The following is a 16,406-nucleotide window of genomic DNA, read 5'->3' on the forward strand; positions in this document are numbered from 1 at the left end:
GGCAAGCCTCGTCCGCGTGTCTGTCAAGAACGGCTTCATCAATGCAGTATGTCCTGCATGCGGTAATAGGCGCCGACGAGCGGCAGAAACCACGCATGTCCGAAATGCCCCGGCATGGCCGGCCATTCGAGTTCACGCCACGGATTCATCGCAGCCGAGCCGTACAGCACGTCGGCCATCACGCGGCCCATATGGACCGACATCTGCACGCCGTGCCCGCTGTATCCCATCGAATAGAACAGCCCTTCGTGCTGGCCTGCGCGCGGCAGGCGGTCAGCCGTGATGTCGACCAGGCCGCCCCAGCAGTAATCGAGGCGCACGTTGGCCAGTTCCGGGAAGTAGCTCGCCATGCCCGCGCGCAGAATCTCGCCGCTCTTGCTATCGGACTTCGGGCTCGACATCGCGAACCGTGCGCGTCCGCCGAACAGCAGACGGTCGTCCGGCGTGACCCGAAAATAATTGCCGATATGCCGCGTCGTCACATACGCGCGGCGTGTTGGGAACAGACGATCCAGCTGCTCTTTCGGCAAAGGCTCGGTGACGACGATGAAGCTGCCGACCGGCGCGATCCGCCGGCGGAACCATTGAAACGGTCCGAGTTGCGATGCGCCGGTCGCGACCAGCACACGATCCGCGCGAATCGTGCCGCGCGCCGACGTGACCTCGTAGCGCTCGCCGCCGAGTCGCTTCATTCCGGTGACAGCGGCGTGTTCGAAAATCCGTGCGCCGTTGCGCACGGCCGCGAGCGCAAGACCGACACCGAACTTGCCCATATGCATCTGCGCGCCGTTACGCTGCACCAGACCGCCGAAGAAACCGTCCGAACCGACTTCGTCGCGAATCCGCTCCGGCGTGATCAGTTCGATGTTTTGGTCCACTTCGCGCCGCAACACCTCGTAGGTCTTCGCGAGGCCCGCGAAATGCTGAGGCTTTGCGGCGAGTTTCAGCTTGCCGGTCCGCACGAAATCGCAGTCGATGTGATGCGTCGCGACAATCGAATCGACGGTCGCCACCGCGCTTTCGTACGCGCGATAGAACGCCTTCGCCTGCGGCGCGCCGATCTTTTCGGCGAGCGACGCGTAGTCGTGCGCGAGACCGGTGTTGCATTGACCGCCGTTGCGTCCCGACGCTTCGCCGGCAATCTGCCCGGCCTCGAGCACGACCACCTGGACGCCGCGCGACGCCAGTTCGAGCGCCGCCGACAAGCCCGTGAAACCGCCACCGATCACGACCACATCGGCGCGCCCTTGCACCGGCCCTTCACAGCCTTGGCGAAAGGCAGGACGCGTATCCAGCCAGTACGATTCGAGCTTCATCAGATCCTTTCAGCGAGGTTCACGTGTTGCGCGGGACGCACGGCGCATCGGGCGGCGGCTTCGGTTGCCCGATGCCGCACTATGCCGTCGAGTGTTGCACTATGCCGTCGAGTGTTGCCCTATGCCGTCGTGTGTTGCCCTATGCCGTCGTGTGTTGCCCTATGCCGTCGTGTGTTGCCCTATGCTGCCCTGTGGCGCCTGAAGCCGTTCAAAGACCGACGACACCAGCAAGGCCGCCAATGTCCTTGATCTCGGTGTACTCATAGTACGGCGTGGACGGTTCGTGACCGCGCGAGACGAACACCTTGTTCCTGATGCCGATATCGTTCGCCGACATCAGGTCATAGCGCAAGCTCGACGACACGTGCAGGATGTCTTGCGGGCCGCAACCGAGGTTGTCCAGCATGTATTCGAACGCTTGCAGACGCGGCTTGTACGCCTGCGCCATCTGCGCGGTGAAGACCTTGTGAAACGGCGCGCCAAGCATGTCGACGTTGCTCTGGATCTGATCGTCCGATGCGTTCGAGAGGATCACCAGCGGGAATTCCTTCGCAACCTTCGAGAGCCCCGCGGGCACGTCTGCATGCGGCCCCCAGGTCGGCACGGCGTCGTAGAACTTCTGGGCTTCGGCGTCGTTGTATTCGATGTTCCAGCGCTTGAGCGTGCGGCGTACCGCATTCTTGACGACGTCCTGATACGGCTTCCATGCGCCAAGCACTTCATCCAGTCGATACGCGGCGAAGTCCTTGACGAACTGCTCCATCTGCCCGGCCGGCACGCGGTCCGAGAACAGTTCGCGCGCCATGTCGCCCATGCGGAAGCGCGTCAGCGTGCCATAGCAGTCGAAAGTGATGTATTTGGGCTTGAAGCGGGTCATGTCGTAGTCCTGTGTCAGCGAGGCGTGAGCCGGGGCCGGGTTGGGAAATCCAGCGCGATCACACCTGTGCCGCGCCAATGCAATCGGGTGTCGCGGAGCACCGTCTGAACGATGCACCAGCAGAACGTCGTGGTGTTGCGTGCTGCCTGGTGTTGCCTGGTGTTGCCTGGTGTTGCGTGATGCCGTCTGCTGAGACAAATTAAATCACCGCAAAAAAGCCGGGGTGCCTTGTATTGGCGGCCTCGTGGCACAGATTCCACCGTTTTTCGCAGCTTGCGCAGCAGAACATGCGGCGTGTTTTCGGCCCGAATCCGCGGGCCTTGAAATGCATACGGCCGCGTCTGTCATGACGCGGCCGTGAGAACCCAGGCGACTTTGGCGGCCCCATGCAGCATGGGACAGCGCGCGTTACGCGCCGTCGGTGATGTCGATCAGCACGCTCTTGAAGCGCAGATTCGCTTCATAAGCCTGGCGGCCGAGATCCTTGCCGATGCCCGAGCTTTTGTAGCCGCCGGTCGGGATCACGAAATCGGCGGTGCGGCCATAGCGGTTGATCCACACGGTGCCGGCTTCGATACCGCGCATCATCCGCAACGCACGGCTCAGGTTCGACGTATGGACGCCCGCGGCCAGCCCGTATTTTTCATGCGAGGCGAGCGCGAGTGCTTCGTCTTCGTCGTCGAAGGTCTGGACCGTCAGTACCGGCCCGAAGATTTCTTCGCGCACGGCTTCCGAATCTGCGCTCACGCCGGTCAGGATGGTCGGCGCATAGAACGCGCCGTCGCCGCAACCGGGCAGCGCCATGCGCGCGCCGCCGGTGGCCGCCTGTGCGCCGCTTGCCAGCGTGCGCTTGACGATTCCATCGATGCGCTGCAACTGCGGCGACGAAATGATCGGCGGCAGCGTCGTGCCCGCAGCCCAGGTCGCGCCTGGCTTGAGCGCGGCGAACGCCGAGGCGACACCGTCGATCAGGCGCCCGGCAGCGCTACGCTCGACAATCAGCCGCGAGCCGGCCACGCACACCTGCCCCGCGTTGCCGGTGATCGCCGCCGCCACGCGACGCGCGACGCGATCGAGATCCGGCGCGTCGGCGAATACGAGCTGCGGGCTTTTCCCTCCCAACTCCAAGGTGACCGGCTTGGTGCCGGTCTGCGCGCACGCGGTCATGATCGCCGCGCCGGTCTGACTGGAGCCGGTGAACGTGACCTTCGAAATCTTCGGATGACGGCACAGCGCGTCGCCGGTCGTGCGTCCGTCGCCTTGCACGATGTTGAAGATGCCCGGCGGAATACCCGCTTCGATCGCGAGTTCGGCCAGCCGCAGCACGGAGAACGGCGTCAGCTCCGATGGCTTGAGCACCACCGCATTGCCCGCCGCCAACGCCGGGGCAACCTTCCACGAGGCCATCACCAGTGGAAAATTCCACGGTGCGATCGCCGCGATTACGCCATACGGCTCGGCGATCGTCATGCCCAGATGATCGGGCCGGGTCGCGGCCACTTCGCCGCCGATGCGGTCCGCGTATTCGCTGTAGAAACGGATGCCTTCGGCGGTGAACGGCACGTCCCAGCGCGCGGCATCGGCAACCGGACGGGTCGAACCGAGCGCTTCCAGCGGCGCGAGCGTGGCGACGTCGGCTTCGATCAGCTCCGCCCAGCGACGCATCACGCGCGCCCGTTCGCGCGGCGCGCGACGCGCCCAGTCGCTGGTCCTGAATGCGCGCCACGCGTCTTGCACCGCATGATCGACGAGCGTGGCGTCCGCGACGGGCAGCGCGGCGTAGTTCACGCCGTCCGATGGCCGCGCGACGTCGATGGCGTCTGCGCCATCCAGATACTGTCCGCCAATGAAATGCGCGCTGCGCACGGTGACGCGAGAGGGATCGAAGCTGTTCATCGTGGTCGTTCCAAAAGTCAAACCGATAACAAGGGCCGCGCGTCGCCAGCGCGATTTGCGCAGCAGAAGCCGCCCCGCTTACATGCGTACCAGGACGCTCATCAAGCCGGCGCCGACAGTTGCGGATACGCCGCGACGAGCTCCGCGAATAACGCGTGGATGACAGCCGCACCACCGTCCGCGCACTGCTCGGGGTCCGCCGCGATGCGCGCATCGAGCGCCTCGAAAATCCGGTGCTTGATGAAGTAGCGCCACTGCACCGGCACACCGGCCACCAGCGTCGTCAGTGCGGCGTAGCGTGCGCGGGTCCACTTCGCTTCGAAGGCGTCGCGCCACGGGCCAAACGAGAACGCCGGTGCGCTTTGGCCCGCGAGCCGCGCGCTTGCTTCGTCACGCAGAAGTGCAGTGTGCGTGACGTCGAGTTCCAGTTGCTCGCCGGTCAGCGCGACGCCGTACACGTGCCGCGCTTCGTCGGGTGTCACGTAGCCGCGCAGTACGTCTTCGCGGACTTTCTGCGCATCGCGATCGACCGGACGGCCATAACCGCCAGCGCCTGCGCCGACCAGCCGGATCACGTCGCCCGGCATGCAGACCACCAGGTCGTTGTTGTCGAGTTCCTCGGCATTCGGCATGCCTGGATTGCGCGTGAAGCGCGCGTTCGCGCCCGCATGGCCGCCGCGCACACCCCACGACGCGAAGCGCGCCCGGTCACGGTTGCGCGCAGTCACCAGCGTGTTCGGCGAGAACACCTTGAACTCCATCACCAGACCTTGTCCGCCCCGATACTGTCCGGCCCCGCCCGAGCCCGGCGCGACGCCGTAGCGCGTAATGCGGATCGGCACTTCGGCCTCGTTGATTTCGACCGGCGTGTTGCGCAGGAATGCATTGTTCGCGCCGGAGCCGTCCTCGCCGTCGTCCGATGGACTGCCGCCCGCACCGCCCCCGATCGGCCCGATCGACGCCATCACCGTCGCGCCCTGCGGGTTCATCGTCTTGACGCTGAGAATCGACAGCCCGCCCGCTGGACACGCGGCGAGACGATCCGGCACGGCTTGCGCAAACGCGCCGAAGGTCAGCAGATGCAACAGCTTGCACGTCAGACTGCGCATGCCGACAGCGGCCGGTTTCACTGCGTTGACAACCGAGCCTTCCGGCAAGACACAGCGCGCGACACGCAACATGCCGGTGTTCAGCAAAATGTCCGGATTCAGCGTGTACAGCACGTACACGAGCCCGACCAGCGCCAGCGCGTGCCGCTCGCGGCCGCCGGTGGGCATGTTCAGCGACGACTGCAATTGCGGATCGCTACCGGTGTAATCCATCTCGACCGAGCCATCCCTGATGCGCGCCGTCAGCGCGACGCGCATCGGCTTGCCGCGCACCGAATCTTCGTCCGCGTATTCCGCAAAGAAATAGTCGCCATCGGCAATGCTGCGCAACACCGTGCGCGCCTGCTCTTCCGAGTAGTCCAGCAGCGCGCCCATGCCGGCCTTGAAGCCGTCGATGCCGAAGCGCTCGATGATCTCCAGCACGCGCCGCTCGCCGGTATGCAGCGACGCAAGTTGCGCGTGGAAGTCGCCGATGTTCTGCTCGGGGACGCGCACATTGGCCGCCATGATCCGCAGGATCGATTCATCGAGCACGCCCGCATTGACGATCTTGCACGGCGGGAAACGAATCCCTTCCTGTTCGATTTCAGTCAGCGTGCGCGACAGCGACGCGGGCACGGCGCCGCCCATGTCGGTATTGTGAATATGGCCGCCGACGAAGCACGCGATCTCGCCGTCGTAAAACACCGGCTTCCAGATCACGATATCCGGCGTATGGGTGGCGACGAAACCGCTGTACGCGTCGTTGGTCATGCAGACGTCGCCCGGCTCGTAGTGATCGATCATCGCGATCACGGAGCTGTAGTCGAGCCCGACGTACCAGGTCGCGCCCAACGTCTTCGGCGACGCGAACGTGAGTCCGTCCGGCGTCATGATCGCGCAGGAGAAATCTTCGGTCTCCTTGACGAACGTCGAGTGCGCGGTGCGCACCAGCGTGTACGCCATGCTCTCGGCCGCGGCCACGCAATAGTTCGCGAAGATCTGCAGCACTGCCTTGTCGAATTGCATTGCGATGCTCCGTGCGAAATCAGTTGACGTGCGTAAACACGAGGTTGCCGTACGTATCGACCCGGCCGCGATAACCGGGCAGCACGCTGGTCGTACAATCGTCCTGCGCGATCACCGCAGGGCCGTCGATGTGCTGGCCCGCCTTCAGGTCTTTGCGGTGATACAGGCCCGCGTCGTGGAAGGCGCCGTCCATGAAGACGCGAATCGTGCCGGCCGGCTTCGGCGCCTGCGTGCTGGTTTCGATCGGTTGCAGCATGGGCTTTGGCGTGGCCGCGGTGATGACCAGACGCAGCGCGACGACCTGCATCCTCGCGGACGTGTCGCGATGTCCGTACAGCCGCTCATGCTCGCGATGGAACGCTTCATGAAGCGGCGCGAGGTCGTCGCCGGTGAGCCAGTCCATTTGCAGCGGCGTGTCGATTTCAAACGACTGGCCCTTGTAGCGCATGTCCGCGGAGATCGTGACCTGCGCATACGATGCGCCGCCGATCTGGCCGCTCATCCACTCGCGCGCCGCCTGATCGAGGCCGCGCACGTCGTCGCCGAGCTGCGCCAGCGACGCCGCGTCGAGGTCGTAATAGGTGGTCTTGACGAAGTCGTTGCGGGTATCCGCAATCAGACCGCCGAGCGCGCTCAGCACGCCGGGCGCCATCGGTACCAGAATCTCCTGCATGCCGATCGCACGCGCGAAGTAGCAGGCCAGCATCGGACCAGCGCCGCCGAACGGCAGCAGCGAGAACGTGCGCGGGTCGATGCCGAAGCGCGACACGATCCGGCTCACGCCTGCATACATGCCCGACACGGCGACGTCGACGATCGCCTCGGCGGTCTTGTACACGTCCGAGCCGAGCCGGTGCGCGAGCACTTCCACCGCACGATGCGCGGCGTCGTGATCGACTTTCACCGAGTTATAGCCCAGGCTCGCATTGCCGATCACGCCGAGCACGACGAACGCGTCGGTAATGGTGGCACGCGTGCCGCCGCGTCCGTAGCAGACTGGGCCAGGGTTCGATCCGGCGCTTTCTGGACCAACCTTCAGTACTCCGAAGTCGTCGACCCATGCGATCGAGCCGCCGCCGTCGCCAATCGACGACACCGACACCGACGGAATATGAATCTGGAAGTCGCCGATATATTCGCCGCTCGCGTATTGCGGTTCGCCGTCGACGATCAGCGCGACATCGGCGGTCGTGCCGCCGATGTCGAGGCTCATGCACTGCTTCAAGCCGCTCTGCCGCGCGACATACGCCGCGCCGATCACGCCCGACGCCGTGCCCGAGAGAATCATCTGCACGCAGTTGGTCTTGCCGGCTTGCGCGCTCATCACGCCGCCGTTCGACTTGGTGACTTTCATGTCGGCGGTGATGCCGGTTTCGACCAGCGCGCGTTGCAGCGATGTCAGATAGTGCGATACCTTCGGCTGCACGTAACCGCCGATCACCGCCGTCGAGGTCCGTTCGTATTCGCGGATGATCGGCCACACATCGCTCGAGCACGATACGAAAAAGCCGGGCATGGCGGCTTCGATGATCGCTTTCACGGCGTGCTCGTGCGCCGGGTTCCGGTACGCGTGCAGCAGCGAGACGACCACCCCTTCGCATCCCGCGCGACGCAGCTTGTCGCACGCGTCGAGCACGCTCGCCTGATCGACCGGCGTCTCGACGCTGCCGTGCGCCGTCAGCCGCTCGACCACGCCGAACACGCGCTCGCGCGGCACCAGCGGCGCGGGCCGCTTCGACAGCAGGTTGTACATGTCCGGGCCTTTGAGCCGCGCGATATCGAGCACGTCCTCGAAGTTGCGTGTCGTGATCAGGCCGAGCCGCAAGCCCTTGCGCTGCACGACCGCGTTGACGCCGACGGTGGTGCCGTGCGTGAAGTAGTCGACGTCTTGCGGCGCAAGCCCGTAACGCTCGGCAAGCTGTTCCATGCCGCGCAGCACTTCGCTGCCGGGACTGTCGGGTCGCGAAAACACCTTCAGCGTGTTCAGCTCGCCTGTCGCGTCATTCAGTACTGCAAAATCGGCAAACGATCCGCCGATGTCCACTCCGATTCTCATGCCCATGAGCGATCCTTTTACGTTGGTCCCGAAAGCCTGGACGAGGGCCTTCCGCCGGACGACCGGAATCACGTCCCGGGTCCGCGCCCCGGGATCTGTTTCAAAACGAATCTGCAAATAGCGTTTTCAGCTGTTTCGCTAGGCGCGCTCTACCTGCGCATACGCGAATGCTTCATGCGGTGTCTGAAAGCTCAGCAAATCGGCTTCGCTGCGATGACACAGCACCTGCGCGCCGTTTTCCAGCGTGCGGACCGACGGCGCTGCGTGGTTGCATACACCGTCGACGCGCAGCGAGCAACGGTCGAGAAACGTGCACAACTCGGGGTTGTCGGTGGACGGCCCGATCGGTGCGAGTGGCTGGTGACAACGCTGGCTCGCCTCGTCGAGCCAGCCCGCGCGCAACTCGGGCGCGGACGACACCAGCAGATGCGAATACGGATGGAATGGGGGCGCGCACAAGGCTTCGCGGCTGCCCGTTTCGACGCGATGGCCCGCATACAGCACGACGATGTCGTCACTGATCGCGCGCACTTTCGCGATGTCGTGCGTGATGAACACGTACGACACGCCGAGCTTGCGTTGCAGGTCGCGCAGCAGATCGAGAATCGCCGCGCCGACCACGGTATCGAGCGCCGACGTCACCTCATCGCACAGGATCAGATCGGGCTCGGCCGCGAGCGCGCGAGCAAGATTGACGCGCTGCTTCTGGCCGCCGGAGAGCTCGGACGTCGAGCGCGACGCGAGCGCTGCGGGCAGTCTCACCAGTTCCAGCAGTTCGGCGACGCGCGCCTTCGCCTTGGCGCCTTTGATGCCGTGATAGAACGCGAGCGGACGCGCGAGTGTGCGCTCGACCGTATGCACCGGGTTCAGCGCCGTATCGGCGTTCTGGAACACGATCTGGATGCGCCGGAACTGCTCCCTCGTGCGCCGGTTCAGATCGGCCGGGAGCGGTTCGCCGTCGAGCAGCAGACTGCCGCCCGAGGCCGGCACCAGACCGGCAATCACCTTCGCGAGCGTGGTCTTGCCCGAGCCCGACTCACCGATCACGCCAACCGTCTGCGCGCGCCCGATCCGCAAATCGACGTCGTTCAGGATCACTTTCGCAGGCAAGCCCTGCGCGTCCTTGCGACCGTAACCGGCCATCACGCGACGCACTTCGAGCAACGGCGCGTCCGATGCGCGGCGCGCTTGCAGCGCCTCGCCCGACAGCGGCGCGGGCTCACCGGACGTGCACACGGCGCGCTGCGGCGTCACCGCGGCAATCAGGCTTTGCGTGTAGGGGTGTGCCGGCGCGTGCAGAATCTGTCCCGTTGCACCCGCCTCGCGGATCTGACCGTCGCTCAGCACGAGAATCCGGTCCGCCATCTGCGCGACGACCGCCAGATCGTGCGACACGTAGACGGCGGTCATGCCGAACTCCTTGATCACGCGCTTGAACGCCTGCAACACGTCGATCTGCGTCGTGACGTCGAGCGCGGTAGTCGGCTCGTCGAGAATCACCAGCTCGGGGTCCGTGATCATCGCCATGGCCGCCATCAGACGCTGCAGCTGACCGCCCGACACCTGATGCGGATAACGCTTGCCGATTTTCTCCGGCTCCGGCAAGGCCAGCGCGCGGAACAGTTCGATCGCCTTCGCCTGCGCGGCCGGCTTCGACAGCGTGCCGTGAATCAGCGCGCTTTCGATCACCTGATCGAGTATCGCCCGCGACGGATTGAACGCCGCCGCCGCGCTCTGCGCGATATACGCGACCTTGCGGCCACGCAACGCGGCAAGCCCTTTGGCGGACAGCGACCGCACATCCGTGTCGCCGACGCGGATCGTGCCGCCGGAAATCCGGCAACCGCTACGCGCATGGCCCATCAGCGAAAGCGCAATGGTCGTCTTGCCCGAGCCGGATTCGCCGATCAGCGCGAGCACTTCGCCGCATGCCACGTCGAAATCGACGCCGTGCACGATGGTCGTATCCGGTTCGCCCGGACGGCTGCCGACCACGCGCAGGCCGCGCACTTCGACCAGATTGTGTGCCGTAGGACTGCTCATTTAATGACCTCCAGCGTTGCGCGCCGCGACTGCGCGGCGGCTGCGGTGCGGCAGCCCGTCGATCAGCAGGTTCACGCCGACCGTCAGGATCGCGATGGCCAGCGCCGGCATGATGACGACCGGCGCGCCGTCGCCGAGACCGGCGATGTTCTCGCGCACGAGCGAGCCAAGATCGGCATACGGCGGTTGCACGCCGAGCCCGAGGAAGCTCAGCCCGCTCAGCAGCAGCACGACGAAGGTGAAGCGCAGGCCGGTATCGGTGAGCATCGGATGCAGCATGTTCGGCAGCATTTCGACGCACGCGATATACAGTGCGCTTTCGCCGCGCACCCGCGCCACCTGAACGTATTCGAGCTGGCTGATATTGACCGCCAGCGAGCGCGCGATCCGGTACGAGCCGGGCATGTAGCTGATCGCCGCCGTCAGGACAAGCAGCGTGAGCGACGAACCGAACGCGGCGACCACCATCAGCGCGAACATCTTCGACGGGATCGAGGTCAGCGCATCGAGCAGACGGCTCATCGTTTCATCGACGACGCGGCCCGCGACGGCGGCGAGCAAGCCGAGCATCGTGCCGGTGACGGCTGCCAGCAGCGCCGCCGCCAACGCCAGCAGCACGGTCAGGCGCGTGCCGTAGATGATCCGGCTCAGCATGTCGCGGCCGAGGTAGTCGGAGCCGAACGGCAGCTTCGCGCTAAATGGCGCGAACACGTCCGGCGTCAGGATCGTGCCGACCTGATGCGGCGCGAGCCACGGCGCGAGCACGGCGACCACGAGCGTGAAAGAGACCATGCAGAAGCCGAGCCAGCCGCCTTTGGACAGACCCATGCGCGCGATGAGCGAACGGCGTTTGCGGCGCGGTGCGCCCGACGGCGCCGCCGGCGCGCCGCCGAACGAAGGCTGCGAAGGTTGCGCAGGCAGAGGATGATCCGCGCCGGGCGGCATCGCGCTGCTGCGCTGGACCAGATCGGAAACGCTCATGGGCGGCTCCTGCGAATGCTGTGGATACGGATGGCCGGCGTTCATGTGCGCAGTCTCGGGTTCGAGATGATCGCGCACAGATCGGCCAGAAAGACGAGCACCAGATAGCCGATGCAGAACAGCAACGTGCACGCCTGAACCAGCGGAAAATCGCGGTTCGCGACGGCGTCGACCATCAGCCGCGCGAGTCCCGGATAATTGAAAATCGTCTCGACGACGATCACGCCGCCCAACAGGTACGACAGACTCAACGCAATCGCATTGGCAATCGGACCGATCGCATTCGGCAACGCGTGGCGCAACACGACGCGCGCCGGGCTGGCACCCTTTAGCATCGCCATCTCGACGTACGACGAACCAAGCTGCTCGATCACCGCGGCGCGCGTCATGCGCGCCATCTGCGCAATCACGACCGCGCACAGCGTGAGCACCGGCATCGCATACGCGCGCAGGAACTGGTTGAAGTTATCGATCTCGCCGCTATACGACAGCGCGGACAGCCAGTGCAGCTTGACGGCCAGCACCAGCACCGCCACCGTCGCAATCAGGAATTCGGGCGTGGCGACCAGCGACAGCGTGCCGAGACTGACGATCCGGTCGATCAGCGTATCGCGCCTGACCGCCGCCAGAATGCCGGCCGACAGCGCAATCGGCACCGAGACCGCGGTCGTGATCGCAGCGAGCGTGAGCGAGTTCGGCAGACGCCCTTCGATCAGCTCCGACACCGGCATGTTGTTCGACAGCGAAAGCCCGAAGTTGCCATGCACCAGACCGGCGAGCCAGTGCAGATACCGCAGGTAAGCCGGTTGATCGAGACCGAACTGCAGCCGCAGCGCGGCCACCGTTTCGGGCGTCGCCGATTGGCCGAGCGCGGCCTGCGCGGCGTCGCCAGGCAGCAGGTTGGTGATCGTGAATATGATGATCGACACGATCAGCAGCGTGAGCGCGGTGACGGCAACGCGCCGGCCGATCAGGCCAGCTATGTTCTGGTTCATGCTCCAGATCTCCTGAGAGTGACATCAGCGTGTGACACCCGCGAGTGACATCATCGAATGACAGCGGCGCAAACCGGCGCGTGAGGACGCACGCCGGTTTGCGCGTACCGCTTCAACTCGCGTGCGTCACGCGTTCCACCACACGTGCTCGGCAAACGAGAAGCCCATCATCGCGCCGGTTGGAATCGAACCCAGTCCTTGCAGACGCTGGTCGTTCGCATCGAGCAGGCTGATGAACGCCGGAATGCCGATACCGCCCTGCTCCGCGACGATCACCTGCATATCGCCGTACATCTGCTTGCGCTTCGCATCGTCGGTTTCGGAGCGGGCCGCCAGCAGCAACTGGTCGAACTTCGGGTTCTTCCAGCCCGACTCGTTCCACGCGGCATCCGACTTGAAAAACTGCGTGAACAGCACGTCAGCGCTCGAGCGCGGATTCACGCTGCCGAAACCGAGCGGATGCTTCATCCAGTGATTCGACCAGTAACCGTCGGCCGGTACGCGATTGACCGTGATGTTCATGCCGATCTTCGCGCCAGTCTGCTGCATCAGCTCCGCCATTTCGACCGAGCCGTTCGCGTCGGACGTCGCATAGATCGGCGGCAGCGGCGTGCCGATCGCACCGGCTTTCTGGAAGTAGTACTTCGCCTTGTCCAGATCGACCTTGCGCTGCGGCAGCGCTGCATTGAAGTAACGGTGCCCCGGCGGGATCGGCTGGTCGTTGCCGATCACCGCATAGCCGCGAAACACCGCCGTGCGGATCTGGTCGCGATCGAACAGATACTTCATGCCGTTCACGAAATCCGGATTGCCCGTCATCGTGTTGTCGCAGCGCATGATGAGGTCCGAATACAGACCCGACCTGGTTTCCTTGACCGCATAGCCCGGCGTCGAGGCGATGCGCTGTGTCGAACGGGGATCCACCGAATTGATCAGGTGCACGTCGCCCGAGAGCAGCGCGTTCACGCGTGCGGCGTTGTCGCTGATGCTGATCAGTTCGATCTGGTCGAGATACGGCTGGCCCGGCTTCCAGTAGCTATCGTTGCGCACGCCGACCGTGCTCACGCCTGGCTTGAACGACTTGACCTTGTACGGTCCGGTGCCGATGCCCGCATTGAAATCGGTCGTGCCGTCCTTGACGATCACGAATTGCGGCGTCGCGAGAATCACCGGCAGGTCGGCGTTGGCCGACGCGAGCGTGAGCGTCACTTCGTTCGGGCCGGTGGCCTTCGCGTCGGCGAACTGGTCGGCGAGCGACTTCACTTTCGACGCGGTGGCCGGGTTCTTGTGGCGCATCAGCGAATACACCACATCGGCCGGCGCCAGCGCCTTGCCGTCGTGGAAGGTGACGCCCTTGCGCAACTTGATGACCCAGGTCTTCGCGTCGGCCGTATCGAGCGCTTCGGCGAGGTTCGGCTGCGGCGTGAGGCTCGCGTCGAGTTGCGTCAGACCGCTGTAGAACATGAAGAAGCGGATGTAGTCGCTGCCCGCCGAACCCTTCGCCGGGTCCAACGTATCGGCCGTCGAACCGACGTCGTAGGCGACCCGGATCTTGCCGCCCCGCTTCGGCGCCGGTGCGGCGAATGCCGACCTCGCGCCCGCCAGCAGTCCACCTGCGCCGGTCGCCAGCATGCTGCCCGCAGCCATCACACGCATCATGTCGCGGCGGCTGAAACCACCATGTTTGATTTCGTCGTCGTTCATGCGAACTGCTCCTGACTATGAGAAGGTTGGATTGCGCTTGTCCGGCCTGAGACGATTTAAGCATCCCAAAAAAGTGCCGGTTGTCGCGATCGGGGCGTCCCGACCATTCGAATCGACCGTTTTGGGTGCCCTGCGCAGCACGATTTGCCGTGGCGCCGGCGCTGCTGTCGCTGCATGCCTTGCCGCGCCAGGGCGGCGGCCGCATCGCGATGGCAGCGGCGCACGACGCCGCGGTTGACTGAAATCGTAAAGTCACACGCGTGATATATGCCGCCGACAAAAAAGCCGATTCAGCACAATCAACGCGTTCCGGCCCGCCTGACGGTGTGTTTTGTAGCGAGTTGCGTCGCAGGATGTTTTGGCGAGGCAAGATAAAAGGATCGTCCTATTAACGACGCAGCCAAAATGCGACAGTCGCAGGCAAGTGTGCCGCCTTTCAAGGAGTAAGCCGTGTCCGGATCCACAGAACAAGAAACGCTTGTCTATCGACGCTTCACCCCCAACGACATTGCGGCCGCGCATGGCCTGTCGATGGCGGTCGGCTGGCCGCATCGCGCCGAGGACTGGCGCTTTGCCGCCGATGCCGGAAGCGGCTTCGTCGCCGAAGAGGCCGGCGTCGTGATCGGCACGGCGCTCTACTGGGAGTTCGGCGCCAATCGCGCGACGCTCGGCATGGTGATCGTGTCGCCGGACCACCAGGGGCGCGGGATCGGCGGCAAGCTGATGTCGCTCGTGCTCGGCGAGACCGGCAATCGCGTCACCTTCCTGCACGCGACCACGGCCGGCCAACCGCTCTACGAGAAGCTGGGTTTTCGCGCCTGTGGTTCGCTCGAACAGCATCAGGGTGCGGTGTTTCAACCGCCGCTCGAATCGTTGCCGGCGGGCGAGCGTCTGCGGCCACTCGGCGTCAACGATACGCCGCAACTGATCGACCTCGCATCGCGTGCGTGCGGGCTGGATCGCTGCGCCGTGCTGCCCGCGCTGCTGCAAGCCGCCGACGGTATCGCGCTGGACCGCGACGGCGAACTGCTCGGCTTTGCGCTGTTTCGCCGTTTTGGACGCGGCTATGCAATCGGTCCGGTGGTGGCCGCCGATTCGCCCGACTGCAGCCGCGCGAAGGCGCTGATCCACCATTGGCTCGCGCTCAACGAAGGGGCGTTCGTGCGGATCGACGTGCCGACCGGCAGCGGTCTGACCGACTGGCTGATCGGCCTCGGTCTGCCACGCGTCGACAAGGTCGTGAAGATGGTCCGCAACGCGGAGCCGGCGCGTGTCGAAGGGCCGCCCGATACGCTGTTCCGCCAGTTCGGCATCATCAATCAGGCGATGCTGTAACGCGAGTGCCGAGCCGTGACCTTTCTGTATAAGGCCGATCCGCTCCGTGGTGCGCAATGGGCCGAACGCTTCGCGCAGCGTGCGCCGCAGTTGCCGTTCCGGGTGTGGCCCGATCTCGGCGACCCCGCCGCGATCCGCTATCTCGCCGCGTGGTCGCCTGGCGATCTCGCCGAGACGCTGCCGAATCTCGAAGTGATATTTTCAGTCGGCGCGGGCGTCGATCAGTTCGATCTGACGCGCGTGCCGCAGCATGTGCCGGTGGTGCGGATGATCGAGCCGGGTATCGTCGAAGGCATGGTCGAATACGTCACCGAAGCTGTGCTCGCCGTGCATCGCGATCTGTTCGACTACGCGTTGCAGCAGCAGGCGCGCGTATGGCAAGCGCTGCCGGTAAGAGCCGCAGCGACGCGTCGCGTGGGCGTGCTGGGCCTTGGCATGCTGGGAACGGCGGTGCTCGAACGCCTGAAGCTGTTCGGCTTTGCGTGCGCGGGCTGGAGCCGTTCGCCGCGACTCATGGATGGCGTGGACTGCTATGCGACAGACGCATCGCTCGACGCGTTTCTCGCCCGCACCGATGTGCTCGTGTGTCTGTTGCCGCTGACCGATGCGACGCGCGGGCTGCTGTCGCGGCGCGTATTCGATGCGTTGCCCGACGGTGCATCGCTGATTCATGTGGGACGCGGCCCGCAACTGAACACTGCCGATCTGCTCGAAGCGCTGACGCGCGGACGTTTGCGCAACGCGGTGCTCGACGTCAGCGATCCCGAGCCGCTGCCTGCCGGTCATCCACTATGGACGCAGCCGCGTGTGCGCATCACGCCGCATATCGCCAGTGCCACGCGTCCCGAGGGCGCGGTCGATGCGGTGCTCGACAACCTGCGCCGTCATCGCAATGGTGAGCCGATGCTCGGACAGATCGACCGCGAGCGCGGCTATTGAACGCCCGATGCATCCTCGGAGCGCGTTTAAACGGGCGCGGCAGAATATGCTGTGCCCAGGGTGCAAAACGCAGCAACTGCGCTCTTTCGGATTTTTTTTGGCGGCACGTCGGGTAGCGGGCAATCGTTAGTATGGACCGGTCAACAG

Annotated in this window: 11 protein-coding genes; 2 read left to right on the forward strand and 9 right to left on the reverse strand. The window is 64.9% G+C overall.

From position 1 onward, the window contains the following. Window positions 1-38 precede the first annotated feature (38 nt). The 9 genes from BN2475_RS05895 to BN2475_RS05935 all read right to left on the reverse strand — a co-directional run bounded on the left by BN2475_RS05895 (window position 39) and on the right by BN2475_RS05935 (window position 13,985). Window positions 39-1,316, reverse strand: a complete 1,278-nt coding sequence (locus BN2475_RS05895; RefSeq protein ID WP_094778631.1) for an NAD(P)/FAD-dependent oxidoreductase — start codon at window positions 1,314-1,316, stop codon at window positions 39-41. 208 nt (window positions 1,317-1,524) lie between these two features. Next, window positions 1,525-2,193: a haloacid dehalogenase type II gene (locus BN2475_RS05900; RefSeq protein WP_094778632.1), complete on the reverse strand. Its 669-nt coding sequence runs from the start codon at window positions 2,191-2,193 to the stop codon at window positions 1,525-1,527. A gap of 408 nt (window positions 2,194-2,601) precedes the next feature. Next, window positions 2,602-4,089, reverse strand: a complete 1,488-nt coding sequence (locus BN2475_RS05905) for an aldehyde dehydrogenase family protein (RefSeq protein WP_094778633.1) — start codon at window positions 4,087-4,089, stop codon at window positions 2,602-2,604. 101 nt (window positions 4,090-4,190) lie between these two features. After that, window positions 4,191-6,206, reverse strand: coding sequence for a hydantoinase B/oxoprolinase family protein (locus BN2475_RS05910; protein ID WP_094778634.1), 2,016 nt, complete (start codon window positions 6,204-6,206; stop codon window positions 4,191-4,193). Window positions 6,207-6,225: 19 nt separating this feature from the next. Beyond that, complete coding sequence (locus tag BN2475_RS05915; protein ID WP_094778635.1) at window positions 6,226-8,268, reverse strand: hydantoinase/oxoprolinase family protein; 2,043 nt, start codon at window positions 8,266-8,268, stop codon at window positions 6,226-6,228. Window positions 8,269-8,400: 132 nt separating this feature from the next. Next, window positions 8,401-10,305 (reverse strand): ABC transporter ATP-binding protein, encoded by a 1,905-nt coding sequence (locus BN2475_RS05920; RefSeq protein WP_094778636.1) that lies wholly within the window; start codon window positions 10,303-10,305, stop codon window positions 8,401-8,403. Then, on the reverse strand, window positions 10,306-11,286 hold the full coding sequence (locus BN2475_RS05925; protein ID WP_094778817.1) for an ABC transporter permease: 981 nt from the start codon (window positions 11,284-11,286) through the stop codon (window positions 10,306-10,308). It abuts the gene before it with no gap. 41 nt (window positions 11,287-11,327) lie between these two features. Next, the gene (locus BN2475_RS05930; protein WP_094778637.1) at window positions 11,328-12,281 is read right to left on the reverse strand and encodes an ABC transporter permease; all 954 of its coding nucleotides are present in this window, start codon (window positions 12,279-12,281) and stop codon (window positions 11,328-11,330) included. Between the two features lie 126 nt (window positions 12,282-12,407). Next, a complete protein-coding gene (locus BN2475_RS05935) occupies window positions 12,408-13,985 on the reverse strand; it encodes an ABC transporter substrate-binding protein (RefSeq protein WP_094778638.1) in 1,578 nt (525 codons plus the stop codon). 450 nt (window positions 13,986-14,435) lie between these two features. On the opposite strand from BN2475_RS05935, the gene BN2475_RS05940 reads away from it, so the two are divergent. Continuing rightward, on the forward strand, window positions 14,436-15,320 hold the full coding sequence (locus BN2475_RS05940; RefSeq protein WP_245841159.1) for a GNAT family N-acetyltransferase: 885 nt from the start codon (window positions 14,436-14,438) through the stop codon (window positions 15,318-15,320). 15 nt (window positions 15,321-15,335) lie between these two features. Then, window positions 15,336-16,259 carry a 2-hydroxyacid dehydrogenase gene (locus BN2475_RS05945; RefSeq protein WP_094778639.1) on the forward strand — a complete coding sequence of 308 codons (924 nt, stop codon included), beginning with the start codon at window positions 15,336-15,338 and terminating at the stop codon, window positions 16,257-16,259. Window positions 16,260-16,406 lie beyond the last annotated feature (147 nt).

This window comes from Paraburkholderia ribeironis, assembly GCF_900019265.1.
In the GTDB taxonomy this organism is placed as follows: Bacteria; Pseudomonadota; Gammaproteobacteria; order Burkholderiales; family Burkholderiaceae; genus Paraburkholderia; species Paraburkholderia ribeironis.

Excerpts from the sequence above, each read along its gene's own strand:
- BN2475_RS05895 (WP_094778631.1), bottom strand. The coding sequence starts at position 1,316 with ATGAAGCTCGAATCGTACTGGCTGGATACGCGTCCTGCCTTTCGCCAA.
- BN2475_RS05900 (WP_094778632.1), bottom strand. The coding sequence starts at position 2,193 with ATGACCCGCTTCAAGCCCAAATACATCACTTTCGACTGCTATGGCACG.
- BN2475_RS05905 (WP_094778633.1), bottom strand. The coding sequence starts at position 4,089 with ATGAACAGCTTCGATCCCTCTCGCGTCACCGTGCGCAGCGCGCATTTC.
- BN2475_RS05910 (WP_094778634.1), bottom strand. The coding sequence starts at position 6,206 with ATGCAATTCGACAAGGCAGTGCTGCAGATCTTCGCGAACTATTGCGTG.
- BN2475_RS05915 (WP_094778635.1), bottom strand. The coding sequence starts at position 8,268 with ATGGGCATGAGAATCGGAGTGGACATCGGCGGATCGTTTGCCGATTTT.
- BN2475_RS05920 (WP_094778636.1), bottom strand. The coding sequence starts at position 10,305 with ATGAGCAGTCCTACGGCACACAATCTGGTCGAAGTGCGCGGCCTGCGC.
- BN2475_RS05925 (WP_094778817.1), bottom strand. The coding sequence starts at position 11,286 with ATGAGCGTTTCCGATCTGGTCCAGCGCAGCAGCGCGATGCCGCCCGGC.
- BN2475_RS05930 (WP_094778637.1), bottom strand. The coding sequence starts at position 12,281 with ATGAACCAGAACATAGCTGGCCTGATCGGCCGGCGCGTTGCCGTCACC.
- BN2475_RS05935 (WP_094778638.1), bottom strand. The coding sequence starts at position 13,985 with ATGAACGACGACGAAATCAAACATGGTGGTTTCAGCCGCCGCGACATG.